Source organism: Nitritalea halalkaliphila LW7 (assembly GCF_000265075.1).
Taxonomy (GTDB): domain Bacteria; phylum Bacteroidota; class Bacteroidia; order Cytophagales; family Cyclobacteriaceae; genus Nitritalea; species Nitritalea halalkaliphila.
Genome location: NZ_AJYA01000028.1, coordinates 37,333 through 56,002 on the forward strand (window position 1 = coordinate 37,333; position 18,670 = coordinate 56,002).

Here is an 18,670-nt window from a genome sequence, read left to right on the forward strand (position 1 = left end):
AATAAGCGGATGTGGCGAAATTGGTAGACGCACTAGACTTAGGATCTAGCGCCGCGAGGCATGGGGGTTCGAGTCCCTCCATCCGCACAACGAAGCCTCAATCAAGGTTCTTAACAGAAGCCGCAAGGTGAAGAGAACAGTGATTGAGGGCTTTTGATTAAGTCTTACTCCATTCAAAATTCACTAGCCTTGGAAATCACATTAGACAAGCACACCGAAAATCAAGCTTCTGTTAAAATTACTTTAAACGAAGCAGATTACCAACCGAAGGTAGATGCTAAACTGAAAGATTACGCAAAAAAAGCGAATATAAAAGGATTCCGTCCAGGTAAAGCTCCTGTAGGCATCGTTAAAAAGATGTACGGAACGTCTGTTTTAGTAGAAGAGATCAACACGATACTTTCAGAAGAACTAAACAACTACCTCAAGGCACAGTCTTTCCGCATTCTCGGAGAGCCCCTTCCAGAGATCGAAGATGCTGACGCTATCGACTGGAAAAATCAGAAGACCTTTGATTTCACCTATCGCATCGGCTTCGTAGAAGATGTACAGGTTCAGGTGGATGCTTCTTTAGCTGCCACTGCCTATGAAATCGAGCTGGATGAGAAGACGATCCAGGACACGATCACGAACTTACGTGAGCAAAATGGTGAGAAGGTAGATGCGGAAGCTTCTGCTGAGGGAGATAGCCTAAAGGGTGTGCTAAAGGCCGTTAATGGTGAATTCGAGGAGGAAGTTTCTTTCGAGCTTAGCGCCGTTAATGAAAAGTCTTTGAAAAAATTCTTAGGTTTAAAAGTGGGTGACATCGTAGAATTCGATCCTTCTAAAACCATTTCAGCTAATTTAGCCGAGACCTTTAATGTGAGCGAAGAGGATGTAGCGAAATTGGCGGGTCCTTGCACGCTTATCGTTGAGAAAATCTCTCGCACACAACCGGTGGAGTTAAACCAAGAGTTTTTCGATCGCGCATTCGGTCCGGGTGTAGTTTCCACTGAAGAGGAATTCGAAGCGAAGGTAAAAGAGCTTTTAGCGGAAAACTACAACCGTGAACTACGCGTGTTTGCGGATGAAGAGCTGAAAAAAACCCTTTTGGCGCAAGCCAATATCCAACTTCCTGAGGAGTTCCTGAAAGAGTGGTTAATTCGCTCGAATGAGGGCAAAGTAAGCACGGAAGAAGTGGAGCGAGAATACCCGGCGTATGCGCGTCAGCTGAGCTGGAGCTTGATTTCTAATGCGATCGCGAAAGCGAATGACATTCAGGCGACCCACGAAGAAGTATTAGCGCGTACACGTGCTATGATTCGTGAGCAAATGGGCATGTATGGCATGTCTGAGCAAATCGAGCAGTACATGGATACGTTCGTAGACAACTATCTAAAGGAGAAAGAGGGTAACAACTACATGCAGATGTTGACCTCAATCCAAAACGATAAGGTTTTAGATTTCGTGCGTGAAAAGGCAGAGGCGGCCACGGAGGTGGTGACAGTCGAGAAATTTAAGAGCATGCTCGAAAACTAATAGCCGAACAAAAGCGTTTAATAAAAGTCCTTTCTCGAGGACTTTTTTTATTTTTGTATCAAACCCAACGATGGATATGTTTAACAAAGACGAATTCAGAAAATTTGCTGTACACAGCAGAGGAATAAGTGGTAACGCTTTCGACCAGTATGCAACGCACGTAGAGAATATGACCCGCTCTGTTATCGAGGAGCGCCCGACAAACTTCCGTGAGATAGATGTGTTTTCACGCTTGATGATGGACCGCATCATCTTTTTAGGTACTCAGGTGGATGATTTAATCGCTAACGTGATCATCGCGCAGCTCCTATTCCTAGAGTCTGTGGATGCTAAAAAAGATGTTACGATGTACATCAATAGCCCCGGAGGTTCTGTAACTGCGGGTCTCGGAATGTACGACACCATGCAGTATATCGCTCCTGATGTAGCGACTATCTGTACAGGTATCGCCGCTTCCATGGGAGCAGTTTTACTTTCTGGTGGTGCTGCTGGTAAAAGAAGTGGTTTAAAGCATAGCCGCGTTATGATTCACCAGCCAAGTGGTGGCATGCAAGGGCAGTCGAAAGACATGGAAATTTCCTTAAAGTTGATCTTGTCCATGCGTAATGAGCTATATGACATCTTAGCGCATCATACAGGAAAAACCTTTGAAGAAATCGAACGCGATTCAGACCGCGACTACTGGTTACGTGCCCCAGAAGCGAAAGCGTACGGCCTCATAGATGAAGTCCTCATTAGAACAAAATAAAAATGCCTCAGGTAACATGTTCGTTTTGTGGCAGAAATAAAAAAGACGTCGACTTGATGATCTCTGGCATTTCTGCTCACATTTGTAATTTTTGCATAGACCAAGCCTTTCAAATAATAGGAGAAGAGGCCAAAACTAAGAAAAAGAAAGTCGGAACCCAGTTCAACTTAAAAAAACCGAAGGAGCTGACCAGCTTTTTGGATCAATACGTCATCGGACAGTATGAGGCCAAAAAGGTGCTGACAGTTGCTGTCTACAACCACTACAAGCGCTTGATGCAAAAGCGTAAGGAGGATGATGTCCTGATCGAAAAATCAAACATCATCATGGTGGGCGACACGGGAACGGGAAAAACATACCTGGCCAAAACCTTAGCCAAGATTTTAGAGGTGCCCTTTTGCATCGCGGATGCTACGGTGCTCACGGAAGCTGGATACGTAGGAGAAGATGTAGAAAGTATCTTGACGCGCTTATTACAAGCGGCCGACTATAATGTAGAAGCTGCCGAGCGCGGCATCGTCTACATCGATGAGTTAGATAAAATAGCCAGAAAATCGGATAACCCTTCGATTACGCGAGATGTTAGTGGTGAAGGTGTGCAGCAAGCGCTCCTAAAACTATTAGAAGGAACCGTAGTGAACGTTCCACCACAAGGGGGACGTAAGCATCCGGACCAAAAGATGATCGCTGTAAACACAGAAAACATTCTGTTTATCTGCGGAGGGGCTTTCGATGGTGTCAGCAGACACATCGCCAAGCGTCTAAATACGCAGCCTTTGGGCTTTAACAAGTCTACAGATGAGCTGCAAGTGGATCGTGAGAATATGTTGCAGTACGTGACAGCGCAGGATTTAAAATCTTTCGGTATTATCCCCGAACTTCTCGGACGTTTACCGGTAGTCACGCACCTAGATCCGTTAGACAAGAAGGCCCTACGCAGTATTCTGACAGTGCCGAAAAATGCGCTAACGAAACAGTATAAGAAGCTGATGGATATGGAGCAGGTGGACCTGACGTTCACGGATGACGGATTAGACTTTATCGTAGAAAAAGCGATAGAATTTAATTTGGGGGCCCGTGGACTTCGATCGATCTGCGAAGCGATCATCAACGATGCCATGTACGAGCTTCCTTCTCAGGATGAGGTGAAAACGCTCGTAATCGATGCCGCATACGCAAAAGAAAAATTCGAGAAATCGAAGTTTAAGCGCGTACAAGTAAAAGTAGCCTAAGCGCTAACGCGTTTAGTGCATGGACACTTTCGATAGCCTTAAGCACAAAACCAGTATTTTGAAAGTAAGTAGTCAAAATACTGGTTTTGTTTTGGCTTTTGCTTATCGCATAAGAAAATAGGAAAGCATAAAACCCTTTCCTCTAGGTAGGTGAAGCGGTAATCAATCGAGCGGCCTCTTTTGAAGCATCTTGAAAACCAATTTTCTCCGATATTTGGGCATAACCTGCTAGCATACCCTGTTTTTTCATCGGGTGTAAGGCCTCCATGAGGTACTTTTTTAACGCTATGGGATTAAAATCTTCTTGAATCAATTCTTTCACCGTCTCCTCCCCAGAAATCAAATTCACCAGGGAAATGTAAGGAACCCGAATGAGTCTTTTAGCGATGGCGTACGAAAGTGGGCTGGTTCGGTACACTACCACCTGTGGGACACGAAAGAGTGCGACCTCGAGTGTAGCTGTTCCACTGGTAACCACTGCCGCAGAGGCATGGTGCAGGATATCATAGGTCTGATTGTAAAGCACACGGATTCCGGCAGCTTCTGCCTTCGCATACAGCGTACGAGGAAGGTTATCTACTCCCGCTATCAAAAACTGGAATTCGCTAAACTCAGGAAGTAGTGCCAGCATGATATCCAGCATATTTCGCACCTCCTGCTCGCGACTGCCGGGTAACAAGGCGATAATCGGCCGGTAACCGAGTTCGTTTTTTTGGTAAAAAAAGGGATGTGGAGAAAATTTTGCGATTTCATCTCGAAGCGGATTTCCGATGTAATGCGTGGGGATGCCATATTCCCGAAAAAAATCTGCTTCGAAAGGTAAAATACAATACACCGCCGATACGTAACGTTTCAACTTGTGGGCTCTGCTTCTGTTCCAAGCCCAAATTTTTGGTGGAATATAATAGTGCACAGGGATACCTTCCCCCTTACAGAATTTGGCGATCTTCATGTTAAAACCACCATAGTCGACTAAAATCACCTTTTGTGGTTTTCGAACTCGGATGTCCTTTTTGATAAGCCGAAGACACCGGTATACCTTAGGAAGCCCTTTAAGCACTTCCCAAAAGCCCATCACAGCCAACTCCTGATAGTGAAGACTCAGCTGTAAGCCAGCGGCTTCTGCCAGATCCCCACCCATGCCGAAGAACATTGCCTCTGGATCTTCTTCCCGAAGCGCTGTGATGAGATTGCTGGCGTGAAGATCCCCAGATCGTTCCCCCGCCACTACATAGTACCGCATAGTCTTTTCCTTAAAAAAAGCCTCCACAGGGAGGCTTTAGACAATTATTCACCGTAGTATTCTACAAAGTTCCGCGGCGTCTCATAAAGTGTCAGCTTGTAAAGACCACCGAAAGGTACGATTTCCGCCACTGCGGGCGCTAAAATTTTCCAAAACTCCATCACCAAAATCTCACAGCTCGCCATTTTCCCTTCCATAAAAGGAACATCTAAATTCAAGTTTTTATGATCTACCTGCGAGATGATTAACTTGCGAATCAGGTCGCTAAGTGCCTTTAAATCGACCACGAAGCCCGTCTCCGGATCTGGCGTTCCCTTCACTGTTACAATAAGTTCGAAGTTATGGCCATGCCAATTCACATTCGCGCATGGGCCAAAAACTTCTTTATTCTTCTCCTCTGACCAGTTCGGATTCCACAGTTTATGAGCAGCATTAAAGTGCTCTTTACGACATACTAATACCATGCTTGACGCTTTAAGTGCGCAAAAATACAAAATTCTGTGCACAAAACTTGATTTACGTGAATGAATGCCGGTTACAAAGCAAAAAAGGCCACCCTGAAGTGGGCAGCCTTTCCATTATCTATGCGCTTGATTACCTATTATTTATTCGCATGAAGCTCCTCAAAGAAAGTAATCAAATGATCTTCTCGTGACAAGTTCAAGCTTCTATTTTTAATAATAGACTTGGCGAGTGCTCGATCTTCCGGCTCTAACGCTTTTACGATGGAGCTAGTCTTGGCACGAACACTTTGCGCTTCCTTGTTAACGCCTAGTAGGTAGAGATTTTCTCCGAAGACAAACATCTTCCCAGGGGTCGGTGCATAACTATTTTTTACGGGCTCTTGAAGAGTTGTTCTGTATGTCCGCACGACGGTATAGTAATTTCCTTCCGCCAGCACATTAACGAAATCCTCTTGGCCTACACCACGCAATCCCTCATACCCATTCTGAAAGGTCAGCACACGGACATCCCCCTTCTCAGGAGAAAATTTCCCCGCCGGGCGTTCTAACTTTACCTTTCGCACCTGCTTTTTCTCCAAAATGATGCGTGTACCCTGCTCATTCATGATCTCCAGCTCATTTTCAAAGGTATTCACTTTCATGGACACCTTTTCTTTTACCTCTCCACCACGGAGGGTAATATCTGCCACGGACCACTCATCGAATAAATAGGGGCTGCCTTCTATACCGCTATAGGGTGTTACACGAGCTGGAACACCGTTCATGTTTAAATTCGCAATTTGAGCTTGGGACGTAAGCGCCAAACCTAGCATCAAACCTAAAAATACTACCTTCTTCATCTTAATTTTTAATAATTCGCTTAGTAAATATAGCATTATTCATCCTGATGACCAAAACATATACTCCATTTACGGCAGGCATTTCGATGACAGCCTGTAGTTCCTCACCCTCTTTGCGCAGCGCCAGCTCCCGAACGGTACGGCCCTGCATATCCACGAGGTTCAGCTGCACTTCTCCCCTTTCTGCATTCGATACCTGGACACGCAGCACATCTCGCGTCGGATTCGGCCCCACGAATATCCCAAAGCGCGCTAGCTCAGGCTCACCCGTAGCAGAAAGAACTACCGTCGGAGCTGAAACTCGGTTACAGGTCCCCGAGATAAGTGCCACCTGATACGTTCCGGACTCATCTGCAGAGAAAGAACGCGCCGTGGCACCAGGAATCGGCTGACCATTTAAATACCACTGGAAAGCATCTCCTGGCTGCAGGGAGGTAAGCAGGTTGCCATTGACGACGATACTTGGCTGTGCCAAACTATTCGCCACGATGGTCACATTGCGCGTGAAGCGCACCTGCTGGCCAGCGCCTTCCGCCACTAAAGTCACTGCGAAAACACCCGTCTGGTCGAAGGTAAAGGTAAACAACTCCTGCTCGGAAACAGGTGAATCATTAATCAACCAAGTAAAGGCAGCTACATTTCCTTCACTCGTATTCGTAAACTCTGTAAGCGCACCGACGCAGGCGAAATTCACCTCAAAATTGGCAAAAACAGCATCTTCGCAGGCTACTGCTAACCAACCGGAGGCATTCTCTATTTGGGCTCCAGCGCCTAAAGTAATCACTGCCTCGGTCTGCAGGTTAACATTTTCCACGGCTAAATTCCCAATACAGAGACGCACATAAGGGTCGAATAAGAACAGTCCCGTTGTGCTCGAACTGATTCGTGCACCCGACTGAAGTCCCTCAGGATTCCATGCAGCCGTTACCCGTAAGGTGTTTGCATTTAGATCGATACGCGCAGTACCGGAAGTTTCTAAGGTGCCCACCTGCAGGGAATTTTGCGCGAGGCGCAAGGTACCCGAAGCAACACGCAGGCGCCCCATACTCGGAGCGGTTAAAACTGTTAATTCTCCGGACTGTACCTCTAATGCCGCAGGTGCCTGACTGGCCGCATAACGGTATTCGGAAGCATCCGCTCCTGTATAGCGTACCGTAAGTCCTGCCGGTACCATCGCCCCTTGTGCCACATCCAAGTTTCCACTGAAGATTAAGGTGCTAAGACCAGATAATCCCGCCCCTGCTTGCAAGCTGAGGGCACGGACTGTTAAGGTGTTTTGGTCCACCTGAACCTGCCCACCGGATACAGTGAGGTCCCCTAGCGTCCCTACGGACTGGAAACTCCAACTGCCACTTTCCACGCGGGTAAAGAAATTCTCGAAAGACGCATTCGCGAAAGACACTTGCTGCGGATTCGGCGAGTCAGAACGCAACACGAATCCACCATTTGTGAAAACAGTAGCGGCACTGGCTAATCGAATACCATTCGCTATTTCCAGCGTATTTCCCTCTAAATTAAACCTTACCGGCTGCTCACCAAAGGTATTCAGGCTAAAGGCCTGACTGTTTGCAGGTACGCGGATATCCAGCGCTTGCGCCTGATCGAAAATCACACGTGTACCCGAGCCCGGAACTCGATTGGCTGGCGCCCCACCACGATTCAGGGACCAGTTGGCAGGATTCGTCCAGTCTCCACTCGCACCCCCAATCCAGTAGAGGGTCTCCGCGCTGGCGTCCTGCACCCCTGCAGTAAAGATCAGGCCGAATTCTTGAGCACCATTGCGTAAGCTTCCCTTATGGGTAACGCGCAGCGTATAGCGCCTAGGCTCAGGATTCGGAATCCATACCTGTTCCACGTTATCTCGGATGTTGTCTTGATTTCGGCTGGCGGGAGCTAAAGCCCCTCGACTCAGATCTAATGTCCAAGGGAAAAACTCACGCCCCTGATCATCGAAAATACGGAGGTCTAAGTCATTAACTAGCTTGATATCACGCGGATTTAATGAGGCTGGGGAAGGAGAACCTTCCGGATCCGTCCAGGCGATGGTGGCACGAATCGGACTTCCATCGGAAATGAACTCATAGGTATAAGTCTCGCCATTACGAAGCGTTTCTTCACGAATAAGACGTGCTGCGCCATCTTCTTCCATAATTTGCACACCTGCTGCTTCGGCATTCATAAGCCCCCAACCGAAAGCATAATCAGGTCCTGGGTTAGGGCCAGCCTCGCGCGCCGTATGGATAGCCAGCGCCTTTAGCGTAGAAGAACGCATGAAGCGATTGGCATTCCGCTGTGCATACAGCTGCTGAAGCAGAGAAAGTGCACCAGCCACATTCGGGGCTGCCATGGACGTGCCACTTAAGCTCGCATAGGAGTCTGCGGCCCCACCATTGGTGATAGCCGCACTAAAGACATTTACCCCCACCCCTACCAGGTCAGGCTTGATCCTACCGTCATCTGTCGGGCCCCAAGAGGAAAAGGAGCTCATCACCACGTCACTGGGCTGTGTATAATTTAGCACGCGATTCACTGCACCTACCGTGATGACATTTTTGGCTACGCCCTGCGGGCCAATGGTGTCTTCCGGACCATCTGGTGGCCGAGAGCCATCCCCCGTATCATTTCGATCATTTCCCGCGGCCCATACGATCGTATAGTGAGGAAGCGAAAAAGCCAAAGCATCCAGTGCCTGGCTGACACTTGAATAAAATCCAAAACGAAAATCTTCCTGTGCAGACACCGAAGTGTTTCCTGCCCACTGCCAGTTGCCTGCATTATTACGGAACCAGCCCAGCACGAAGCCATAAGAGTGATTAGATACTAGGTGTCCATTCGGACGAATGACGGGATCATAGGCGTTAGCGTTCATCTTAGAGACGTCCGCATCCCAGTTAAAGGACCAGCCAGTGGCTGCAAAGGCCATGCCCCGCGCATTTGGGTTGATACCTGCAGCTATCATCGTTCCTGCTACATGGGTAGCATGATTACTGATAGTTTCTGTGGAGCCGTCGATTTGACGCATCCTATTTTGAAATTCCACATGGTCCAGTCTTGGACGTGTTTGGTCGTAAATACCCAAGGTAAGCCCCTGCCCGTTCAGGTTCGTGCCCATGGAACCTCCTGGCTGTAGGGCGGAGACCCCGGTAGACTGAGCAGCCCCCGTGTTCATGGTCGTAAAGTAAACGGGATGATTTTGGGCATCAAAATACTGTAGGGTAGCGGTTCGCTCTCCGTCAAGTGAATAGCTAAGCGGAAAACCAAGCGCTGCAGCACGCATTTTCACCTCCTCTTTCGTAGGCATAAGCTGCTGAAAACGGGAATCAAAACCCTCCCGCATCGTAACTCTGAGTTCTTTTAATTTAGGGTCTTCTGCTTCGATTCCCTGACCGAAGGATATTTGCCCTATTAAAAGAAATAATAAGGTAATTTTAGTAAATTTTCTTTTCATACACTTCTCTTTCAACAATCAATAACTTCACAATATATGAAAAGTTAAAAAAAAAGCGGGAGAAATATCCCGCTTTTTAAGTGTTATTTAACCTTTCTTTAAGAGTAGAGAGCGGTCGAGGCGATCCTCTGTTCTGGTGCTACTACCGTCTGCTGGCGGAACAGCTCCTGGAACTAAGATAGCAGAACCTCCGTCACCCCAGGTATTTACCCAGGTGATCTCTATTAGGTAGTCGAAATCCGGGTTGTTAGCCACATCGATTACGCGACCATTAATGGTATAAGTATCCTGAAACTGATCCCGATTACTTGGATCTCCGGTGATAACATCACAGACATCTGTCACAAAACCAGCCTGCTTCGGATCTCCATAGACGATGTCGAAATGACCTAAGGTGATATCGTCTAACAAATAGCGACCCGCACCACCTGTAGCTGCAGTCCAAACTACTTGGCTGCCGAAGCCAGTCGGCGTATCATAAGTAAAGCTTTGGCTGATTCCACCTTGTCTGTTTCCAACGCGAATGGAATTCCAGAACACATCGTAACGATCTGCTAGGGCAGACGGGCAGACCACGCGAATACGAACGGTTACCTGTGCATAATTCGCACTTACAGCAGCACCAGTAGCGTCTGTGATGCGCAGCACTAAATTAGGTGTCTCGGAAGGGGTAATATTGCCCGTAAGGACCTCGATAGGAAACTGAGCGATATTCTGACCAGCTGGAATCGTAACCGACGTAGAAGGTAACTCATAGTGAACTCCACGAACGGCGGTAGAGGTGTTGACAACTTCTACATTCACGGTGATTGCCTGATTCTGTGGAGCCGCTACCAGGTTGATTTGAGCCTGTGCCATATCGCGCTGGGTTTCATTCAATCGGACGAAACTTGCGATGAAGCCGTTTTGGGGAAGTGTAGAAGCATCGAATTCTACTTCCAAGCCATCCCATGTAGCGGAGAAGTCTGATTCTTCCATGCAGGAGGAGAGTATACCTCCAAAGAAGAGCAGAAGTAAAGCGTATATTTTAGTCGTTTTCATAAATGCTTAGGGTTTAGTAACCAGGATTTTGAACCAAGTCAGGATTTAACTGAATTTGAGCCTGCGGTAGGAACGAAAGGATACGGTAGTCGTTAAAAGGTACCGGTGGTAAGCCTCTGTGTTTCCGGATAGCTAAACCATTACGCTTCAAGTCAAAGAAGCGGTGACCTTCCATCGCAAATTCTACACGCTTTTCTTGAAGAATGGCTTCGAATAGCGCATTTCCGGTCAGACCTGCATCTACTGCTGGCAGATTTCTTTTTGAACGAAGCGCATTCAAGTCAGCACGTGCACCTGCGTTATCCCCTAACTTCTGGCGTGCTTCAGCACGGATTAGAAATAGTTCTGATCCACGTAGGATAGGAAGATTTTCCAAGAACTCTCCTTTAGCACCTCTCCACTTGTTGGAAGCGAATACAGGACCTGCAAAACCAGCTCTTGTCGTTGGTTCCCAAGCCGCCATACGCGCATCTCCCTCTTCCATGCTGGCGATTAACTCACGAGAAGCACTAGCGATGAATTGTGCATTTGGGAATGCATTCGATGTCAAAGAGGACATGGAATTGTTAACACCATCTACTGTAGACCAGTCCACCTGACGGATTTCAATTTCGAAGATAGACTCTGGATTCGGGAAAGAATTGAATGCAGCTCTATAATCAGCAGGTTCGATAAGACCCGTACCATTCTCGGTAAGACCTACTGTAGCCATGGCCTGTGTAGCCAGAGCCGCTGCACGATCATTACGTCCCCAATATAAATACACCCGTGCTAAAAGTGCCTGCGCGGCGCCGCGTGTGGCGCGGTAAACACCGGCACCACTACCCATAGCTACCGGAGGCAGTAAATCGATAGCAGCTAATAAATCTGCCTCAATCTGCTCATATACCTGAACGATGTTACTACGCGTGCGTAGGTCTGCATCTGAGAAAGCAAGCGTAGGCGTCGTACGAACGATCGTAGACAGGTTAAAACCATTAACCTCTCGGTTCGGCTCATAACCATAAATACGTGCGAAATCGAAGTGCGTAAGCGCGCGAACAAAGTGCGCTTCCCCTTTTAGTCTGTTTTTTGTTGCCTCTGCACCTGGAACAGCATCTACGCCACCTAAGATGATGTTCGCATCATTAATGGCAGACCAGATAGCTGTATTCCAGATCTGCATGTGTGCGCGATCCTGATTTACTTCCTCTCCGATGTAACGACCTGTATTAGCGATCATCAATACGTTATCGGCAAGAACCTCTGGGGCAATCATCATGGTCTGTCCGTAGTAACCGAAGTTACGTAGACGGCCATACATCGTAAGTGCGATACCATTAAAGCCGTTTACATCCGCTAGGGCCTGGTCCACAGTTAAACTTTGTCTCGGATCCACATCCAGCACATCGGTACAAGAACCGAAGGCCAGCATAGTGGCAGCGAGTGCGATAGAAAATATATTCTTTTTCATGTGATGCTTGGGATTAGAAACTTAAATTGATACCAGCAGTGATTTGCTGCGCATTCGGGAATGCCGCGAAGAAAGATCCACCTAAACCAAGGGCTGCTACTTCAGGGTCAATACCTACATAGTTGGTCCAAGTGAGCAAGTTGATACCTTGAACAAAAGCATTTGCCTGAGCTACACCCACTTTCTTCGTGAAGGTAGTCGGAAGCGCGTAGTTAAGCGTTACTTGCTTTAAACGGATGTAAGAACCGTCGCTGATTTGACGCGTGGAGCTAGCAGTGTAACTAGAACCTCCTGGGCGAGCACCTGTCTCCCATGGCATTGGATTAGAAACCACATCTCCAGGCTGTCTCCAGTGGTTTAGCTGATCTACTAACTGGTTGTTCGGTCCAGATCCGGTAGAAGCCAAGTTGAAGAGGTCATTGTTAATCGCTAGGTTACCGAACTGATACTGGAAGAAAACCTCCAAGGAGAATGGGCCATAAGCAAAGTTGTTGGAAAGACCTCCGTAAGAAGTAGGTAGTAAGCTTCCGATGAAACTATCTTGAACGTCTGCATCACGGATCGTATACGTGTAGTTACCGTTCACATCGCGGTACATCGGACGACCATTCGCTGGGTTTACACCTACATAAGGAGCTCTAAAGACAGGCTGTAAAGGTAGGCCAACTACTAAATCGTTCCCTACGCGCTCATCATCACCGAAAATAGAAAGCAATTCGTTCTCTAGGAAGGTAATGTTAAAGGAAGTAGACCATCTGAACTTACCTGCTACTACGTTAACCGTCTGTACATCGAAGTCAATCCCTTGGTTACGCACCTCTCCCGCATTACGCGTGATAGAACCGAAACCAGAGTCAACAGGAAGTGGAGTAGCGAAAAGTAGTTCACGAGAATTTCTTCTCCAGAAATCAACTGTCGTAATTACACGGCCATTGAAGAAAATACCATCGATACCAATATTGATCGTTTCAGCTTCCTCCCAAGTTAACAAGTCATTACCTAGCTGAGAAAGTGCTAAGCCTGGAGAACCTAAATACTGACCAGTAGAGGCAACTAAAGAAAGCGAAGCGAAGTTCGGAATTTCAGAGTTACCGGTTACACCATAAGAGGCACGGACTCTTAAGTTATCCATCCAAGACACATCACGTAAGAAGCCTTCGTTCGAAAGTCTCCATCCTACGGAAGCTGCACCGAAGTTACCATACTGCACATTCTGGCCGAAACGAGAGTGACCGTCACGACGTAAAATGAAGTCAGCGGTATAGGTATCGTTATAATCGTACTTAGCCTGACCGAAGAAACCTACACGCACAAATTCGGTGAAGCTGGAGTTAACATTCAATGGAACAGCAGCATTCTGCAGGTAACGAAGTCTTGGATTCGCGAATCCCTGACCAGTAGCTGACATAAACTCACGTGTTTCAGACTTGTACTCGTAACCTAAGAGACCAGAGATGTTATGCACATCGGCGATACGCTTATTGAAGTTAAAGTTGTGGTTCGTGTTAAAGTTAACATTACGACGATCCACGAATACAGAACTACCTCCTTGACCGCGGAAAGCTGCGATGGTGGAAGGACGGTTGTTTTCTTCACGGATATCAGCGAAGTCGATACCTGCAAACGACGTGAAGGATAACCATGGGGTAAACTGATAGTTCAACTGGATATTCGATACCGTCTGCACCGTATTGGCTAAACGAAGCTCTTCAGCAGCACCTTGAACGATATTATAACCGAATAAGTGGTCAGAAGGATAGTCTCTAAAGGAACCATCTTCGTTTCGGATAGGAACACCCGGACGTGCAGTAAATGCTGCTTGGAAAGGAGAGTTCACGAAGTTACCACGATCGATGGCACCATTAGTTTTTTGGTAAGCTAAGGATAAAGTGGTGTTAATCGTTAATTTCTGATTTGGGCGATGCGACAGGTTCAAACGACCCGTAGCACGCTGCCAGTCAGCAGAAATCAATTGAGAACCTTGGTTAGTGAATGACCCGGAAAGGAAGAAGGTCGTTTTATCATCACCACCTGACATAGATAGATCATAAACACTTAGACGATCATCTCCAAAAGTCGCATCTACCCAGCTATTGGTAAAAAGGTTAGGATCCTCAGGATTTCCGTAGACCGCGATGGCATCGTTAATGTTTCGTCCAGAATTACGGAAGGCTTCGATTTTTAACGTAGCTAACTGACGCGCATCCATTACATCATAGTTGCCTAAAGGACGCACCACCCCTTCCTGAACGGAAAGTCTAACTTTAGTAGCCCCTTTTTGACCTCTTTTCGTGGTAATGATAACGACACCATTCGCTGCCTGAGCACCATAGATCGCACCTGCTGCCGCATCCTTTAAGACCTCGATAGACTCGATATCGTTCGGGTTAATGGAGGCGAGCGCATTTTGAGAACCTTGACCCGCTAATCCGCCTGAAGGTACCTGTACACCATCGATGATGTATAAAGGATCATTTCCGGCATTTACGGAGCCTACACCACGGATACGCACGTTAAGTGTACCCCCCGGCTGACCTGTTCCAGATGTGATCTGCACCCCTGCGATACGACCTTGGATGGCACGATCAAAAGACTGCATCGGTAAATCTTGGAAGATCTCTCCTTTTACAGAAGAAATCGCACCCGTAATTTCCCGCTTTGACTGATCTCCATAAGAAGTAACCACTACCTCTGATAAAGACTGCACGTCAGGCACCATCGTAACATTTACGATAGAACGGTTACCGATGCTGACATCTTGGGAACGTAACCCGATAAAGCTGAAGGTAAGGGTGTTGCTGTTTTCAGGTACGCTAATGGAGAACTTACCGTCTAAATCGGTAGCAACTCCTATCGTGGTACCTCTCACCACAACGGACACCCCCGGAACAGGTTCATTATCCTCTTGGGAGATGACCGTTCCGGTAATGATGCGGCTTTGCGCAAATGCCGAAGCAGAAGCAAATAGCAGCATCAAACCAAATAGTAAAATTTTCTTCATGTTTGATTAGTTAAGTGTAACATTCGAGCAATGTTAGAGATTAACCACAAATTATGCAAGCACGTTTAAAAAATTTACGCCTAATATAAGCGTTTATCATGAGCATTTATTTCGCTAAATCTCCATATATGCAATTTTATGCGGAAAAAATGACTCAATTAAAACCTTTTGACTTATTTAAAGATTTTTAACAAAGAAAAACAAAATTATATTCTATCGCACAATACAGTAGTAAATTTACACTTTTCATAAATTTAAATGCTATTTTTTACCAAATCATCAACCGTTTAGGCTAATATACAACGAAATCAATATAATGATTAAAGTGATAATAATTACATGTAAAATGATATAAAAATGGATTTAAGCTAATTATTTGTTCTTTTCGGATAATTAACGACAATCACTTCAGAGAGCAAAACGGCAAAAATGCAAAAAAAATAAAAAATAATGATTATTCTGCAAAATCAGCCAAACACCTAATTTATTAAAATCGATATTCTACGGTTAAAGGCCCTCCCCTCCGCTGTCTCATTCGAGCGTATAGGCTGAGCGTCTCCAGCACCCTTCGCATGCAAACGATCAGAAGAAATGCCTGCATCTAAAAGGTACTGCATGACACTTTGCGCACGGCGCATACTAAGCTCCTGATTATAAGCGGAAGCCCCTACATTATCGGTATGCCCAGTGATCGTAATCCCAACAGTCGGGTTCTCCTGCAAAAACAGCAACAACTTGCGCAGAGAAGTTTTAGAAGCATCCCGGAGGCTATACCGATCGAAATCAAAAAATACATTTTCGAACACAAAGGATTTTCCTGGACCCACCGGAATCAAGGTGATATTTTCTTTAACTAACTGCGAAAAGTCAATCTTCTGCAGGTTATAGATTCCCGGAAGAAAACCCTTGCTTTCCACATAAAGGCCCGTCATCTCCTTAGAGGGATAAAGCATCATAAATTCTCCCGTTTTAGCATCTGCTTCAAAGGTATAGAGCACGGAATCCTTCGCCAAATTCACCAGCGAAAGTCTGGCACCTATAGGCGTCCCACTCACCTCATCGTAAACCCGCCCCCTAACCACATGGATGGGGGTACCTAAAGAGATGGCCTCCTGAGGAAATCGGAACCGATAAAGAAACGAGCGCCGCTGCACTTCATTTTCTACTAAGGACTCCGTATAATAAGCATAATCCGACTGTGCCGTAATGAAAAGAGAAAGCTGATCGTGCTGATCATTAATGGGAAAACCGATATTCTGGGGTTCTACAAACTGCCCCTCCACTACTTCACTTTTAAAAATATCATAGCCCCCATACCCTAGGTGCCCATCAGAAGCGAAAAATAAGCGTTCATTATTAAAATAAATGAAAGGAGATACCTCATTACCAGCCGTATTGATGACAGGACCTGCATTTTGGCTTCGCCCCAATTTCCCTCTGCGTCCCGCAATGCAAACCAAATATCGTTTTGACCGTAGCCACCCGGACGATTGGAACTAAAAAACAGCATGCTGCCATCTGCGGAAAGTGAGGGCTGAGAATCCCAGAAACGGCTATTGATTTCTTTGCCCATGTTCTTCGCTTTCGTCCACTCGCCCTCTCTTCTGTAAGACACGTATAGGTCGCAGGAGCCATGAGAATCAGGCGCATCACAGGAGGTGAAAATGAGAATCGTGCCATCAGCTGAAATGGTACTCGTGCCTTCGTTATAACGAGAATTTATATTCGTCGATATATTAAAAGGCTCAGTCCAGCTCTCACTTTCCTCCCGATAAAAGCTCGTATAGATGTCCTCATCCAGCCGATGATCCATGCCATCCCGCTTTACGAAAATCAACTGCTTGCTATCTGCCGTCAGCACGGGAAAATACTGAAAGGCAAATTTATTCAGCGGTGCCGGCATCCGTTCTTTTTCTACTACAAGGGCACGTTTCAGGTTCTCTTCCATAAAAGCGATCCGCTTGCTTTCCTGCTGGAATCTCGGCGCAGGAACATGTCTGCGGATGTTCTCCTTATGACGGTAAAAAAAATCCGGAAGTGTATCGAATCCACCTAAGGCCAGCGCCACCTGGTACTTGGCCCACAGGTACCGATCTACCAGCGCCTCATCAGGCTCATTTAGGGAAAATCGCTTGTAGCCCGACTCTAAGCTTTTAAGGGCCTCTTGGTGTCTGGCTCTGACGAGCAAAATCTCCGCTTGCTTCGCATAGGCCTCCAAAAAGTTCCGCTCGCGCTCTATCGCTTTTTCCAGATGATGGAGGGCGCCGTCATACACTTTTCGAGCGGCTAACTTGTCGGCTTCTAAATAATACGTGATCGCCCGCTTATCGCGAATGCTGAATTCCTGCGCGAAAGCCGATAAGAAACATAAAAAAAAGCAAACAACTAGCGTGGGTGTTTTCATGGTTATGGGATTTCCATAAACTTATGGGTTTGCAGCGAAATCTGCCATTCAGGGTGTAATTTAACAAATTCAATGATACTTCCTAAGTATCTCGATGACTTCGTCCACTCAGGCTGTAAACGAAAAACAGCGTTTTTATACATTTTGGATGCATTTTCCTGCGCGAATGTGAAGTCACTCTTGTGACTCACCACAACTTTCAACTCATCCGCCACCTCGAAAATACTCGGGTGAGGTGCCTTAAACTTCTTCGGACTGAAGACTACCCAGTCAAAACTCCCCGAAAAAGGATGTGCCCCTGATGTCTCCAGATGCACCTGAAAACCAGCCGCTCTTAGTGCATCCGTTAGAGGCGCTAAAGGATATAACAGAGGCTCCCCTCCCGTGATAACAGCTAGCCGTCCTGGGTACGCACGCGCTCCCGCTACGATTTCTTCTATAGACTGAATGGGCCAGCGGGCGGCTTCCCAAGAATCTTTTACATCACACCAGACGCAACCCACATCACAGCCACCGATTCGAATAAAATAGGCAGCATGCCCGGTAAAGGTCCCTTCCCCCTGCACGGTATAGAAAGATTCCATAATAGGAAGGGCCTGTCCTGCCCGTACCTGAGAAGAAAGTGTACGTGTATCCATAGAAATTTTTGGTTAAGCGGGTAATTGAACCGCGTTCGAATGAAATAGGCCTGCAAAAGTACAACAAGATTACAGACTTAAAAAGTTTTAGCGCTTTTCATAAAAAAAGGCATCCCCGAAGAGATGCCTTATACATAAGAAAATTACGCGAATTAACCTGCAGGATCGGCCGGAGGAGCTGGACGCGTAATGCGTACCTGCACACGCTGAAAGTTAGGGCTAGCGATAACATCGCCAGTGTCTACTAACTTCAGTGTGACATCTACAAAGCCACCGATAGCACCCGTATTAATAATTCCGACGGTCACGAAGCCGAAGCTCTCATTCGCTGGAATACGCACTCGGGTATCGGAGAGGGTAAAATCTACTCCCTCCACGGCTGTGGTGAACTCAGGGTCGATTTCTACATCCACAAACGTGTCTTCTGCACGATGCGCGGATACGAAGTTTACTCTAAACTCTGTCTCTCCTACTGTATTCGCCACCGTACGTCGTGGGAAGGTAAGACCACCTACTGGTGCGGTTAGCACCGCAAAGTCAAACTCAACCTCAGCGCCTCGGAAAATAGGGCGGTTCTGTTCCATACATGCACTAAACCCTAGAAGGAAAAGTGCCATAACATATATTACTAGCTTTTTCAT

The 18,670-nt window shown here is 46.6% G+C and carries 14 protein-coding genes and 1 tRNA gene; 4 read left to right on the forward strand and 11 right to left on the reverse strand.

Annotated elements, in window-relative coordinates:
• Positions 1-5 precede the first annotated feature (5 nt).
• The 4 genes from A3SI_RS10270 (at position 6) to clpX (ending at position 3,498) form a co-directional block, all read left to right on the forward strand.
• Positions 6-87, forward strand: a tRNA-Leu gene (locus tag A3SI_RS10270).
• Positions 88-189: 102 nt separating this feature from the next.
• Positions 190-1,518, forward strand: coding sequence for a trigger factor (gene tig, locus A3SI_RS10275; RefSeq protein WP_040670664.1), 1,329 nt, complete (start codon positions 190-192; stop codon positions 1,516-1,518).
• Between the two features lie 76 nt (positions 1,519-1,594).
• Positions 1,595-2,266 carry a ClpP family protease gene (locus A3SI_RS10280; protein WP_040670690.1) on the forward strand — a complete coding sequence of 224 codons (672 nt, stop codon included), beginning with the start codon at positions 1,595-1,597 and terminating at the stop codon, positions 2,264-2,266.
• Positions 2,267-2,268: 2 nt separating this feature from the next.
• Complete coding sequence (clpX, locus tag A3SI_RS10285) at positions 2,269-3,498, forward strand: ATP-dependent Clp protease ATP-binding subunit ClpX (RefSeq protein ID WP_040670667.1); 1,230 nt, start codon at positions 2,269-2,271, stop codon at positions 3,496-3,498.
• 142 nt (positions 3,499-3,640) lie between these two features.
• On the opposite strand, the gene lpxB is transcribed toward clpX, so the two are convergent.
• From lpxB to A3SI_RS10335, 11 genes are all read right to left on the reverse strand, one after another.
• The gene (gene lpxB, locus A3SI_RS10290; RefSeq protein WP_040670669.1) at positions 3,641-4,741 is read right to left on the reverse strand and encodes a lipid-A-disaccharide synthase; all 1,101 of its coding nucleotides are present in this window, start codon (positions 4,739-4,741) and stop codon (positions 3,641-3,643) included.
• Between the two features lie 44 nt (positions 4,742-4,785).
• A complete protein-coding gene (locus tag A3SI_RS10295; protein WP_009055680.1) occupies positions 4,786-5,205 on the reverse strand; it encodes a 6-pyruvoyl trahydropterin synthase family protein in 420 nt (139 codons plus the stop codon).
• Between the two features lie 137 nt (positions 5,206-5,342).
• On the reverse strand, positions 5,343-5,969 hold the full coding sequence (locus A3SI_RS10300; protein WP_162098449.1) for a hypothetical protein: 627 nt from the start codon (positions 5,967-5,969) through the stop codon (positions 5,343-5,345).
• Between the two features lie 76 nt (positions 5,970-6,045).
• A complete protein-coding gene (locus tag A3SI_RS10305; protein ID WP_009055683.1) occupies positions 6,046-9,492 on the reverse strand; it encodes a S8 family serine peptidase in 3,447 nt (1,148 codons plus the stop codon).
• An 87-nt stretch (positions 9,493-9,579) separates the two neighbouring features.
• Positions 9,580-10,533 (reverse strand): DUF4843 domain-containing protein, encoded by a 954-nt coding sequence (locus A3SI_RS17500; RefSeq protein WP_009055684.1) that lies wholly within the window; start codon positions 10,531-10,533, stop codon positions 9,580-9,582.
• Between the two features lie 13 nt (positions 10,534-10,546).
• Complete coding sequence (locus tag A3SI_RS10315; protein ID WP_009055685.1) at positions 10,547-11,986, reverse strand: RagB/SusD family nutrient uptake outer membrane protein; 1,440 nt, start codon at positions 11,984-11,986, stop codon at positions 10,547-10,549.
• Positions 11,987-11,999: 13 nt separating this feature from the next.
• Positions 12,000-14,987, reverse strand: coding sequence for a SusC/RagA family TonB-linked outer membrane protein (locus A3SI_RS10320; RefSeq protein WP_009055686.1), 2,988 nt, complete (start codon positions 14,985-14,987; stop codon positions 12,000-12,002).
• A 479-nt stretch (positions 14,988-15,466) separates the two neighbouring features.
• On the reverse strand, positions 15,467-15,943 hold the full coding sequence (locus A3SI_RS22655; RefSeq protein WP_316929162.1) for an OmpA family protein: 477 nt from the start codon (positions 15,941-15,943) through the stop codon (positions 15,467-15,469).
• Positions 15,944-16,305: 362 nt separating this feature from the next.
• On the reverse strand, positions 16,306-17,391 hold the full coding sequence (locus tag A3SI_RS22660) for a hypothetical protein (RefSeq protein ID WP_316929161.1): 1,086 nt from the start codon (positions 17,389-17,391) through the stop codon (positions 16,306-16,308).
• Positions 17,392-17,393: 2 nt separating this feature from the next.
• Positions 17,394-18,029, reverse strand: a complete 636-nt coding sequence (locus A3SI_RS10330; protein ID WP_009055687.1) for a 7-carboxy-7-deazaguanine synthase QueE — start codon at positions 18,027-18,029, stop codon at positions 17,394-17,396.
• 152 nt (positions 18,030-18,181) lie between these two features.
• Complete coding sequence (locus A3SI_RS10335; protein ID WP_040670673.1) at positions 18,182-18,670, reverse strand: hypothetical protein; 489 nt, start codon at positions 18,668-18,670, stop codon at positions 18,182-18,184.

Coding starts and splice junctions, on each gene's coding strand:
- A3SI_RS10300 (WP_162098449.1), bottom strand. CDS start 5,969: ATGAACGGTGTTCCAGCTCGTGTAACACCCTATAGCGGTATAGAAGGC.
- A3SI_RS22660 (WP_316929161.1), bottom strand. CDS start 17,391: ATGAAAACACCCACGCTAGTTGTTTGCTTTTTTTTATGTTTCTTATCG.
- A3SI_RS10330 (WP_009055687.1), bottom strand. CDS start 18,029: ATGGATACACGTACACTTTCTTCTCAGGTACGGGCAGGACAGGCCCTT.
- A3SI_RS10320 (WP_009055686.1), bottom strand. CDS start 14,987: ATGAAGAAAATTTTACTATTTGGTTTGATGCTGCTATTTGCTTCTGCT.
- A3SI_RS10280 (WP_040670690.1), top strand. CDS start 1,595: ATGTTTAACAAAGACGAATTCAGAAAATTTGCTGTACACAGCAGAGGA.
- A3SI_RS10335 (WP_040670673.1), bottom strand. CDS start 18,670: ATGAAAAAGCTAGTAATATATGTTATGGCACTTTTCCTTCTAGGGTTT.
- A3SI_RS10295 (WP_009055680.1), bottom strand. CDS start 5,205: ATGGTATTAGTATGTCGTAAAGAGCACTTTAATGCTGCTCATAAACTG.
- A3SI_RS10305 (WP_009055683.1), bottom strand. CDS start 9,492: ATGAAAAGAAAATTTACTAAAATTACCTTATTATTTCTTTTAATAGGG.
- clpX (WP_040670667.1), top strand. CDS start 2,269: ATGCCTCAGGTAACATGTTCGTTTTGTGGCAGAAATAAAAAAGACGTC.
- A3SI_RS17500 (WP_009055684.1), bottom strand. CDS start 10,533: ATGAAAACGACTAAAATATACGCTTTACTTCTGCTCTTCTTTGGAGGT.
- A3SI_RS22655 (WP_316929162.1), bottom strand. CDS start 15,943: ATGATGCTTTATCCCTCTAAGGAGATGACGGGCCTTTATGTGGAAAGC.
- lpxB (WP_040670669.1), bottom strand. CDS start 4,741: ATGCGGTACTATGTAGTGGCGGGGGAACGATCTGGGGATCTTCACGCC.
- A3SI_RS10315 (WP_009055685.1), bottom strand. CDS start 11,986: ATGAAAAAGAATATATTTTCTATCGCACTCGCTGCCACTATGCTGGCC.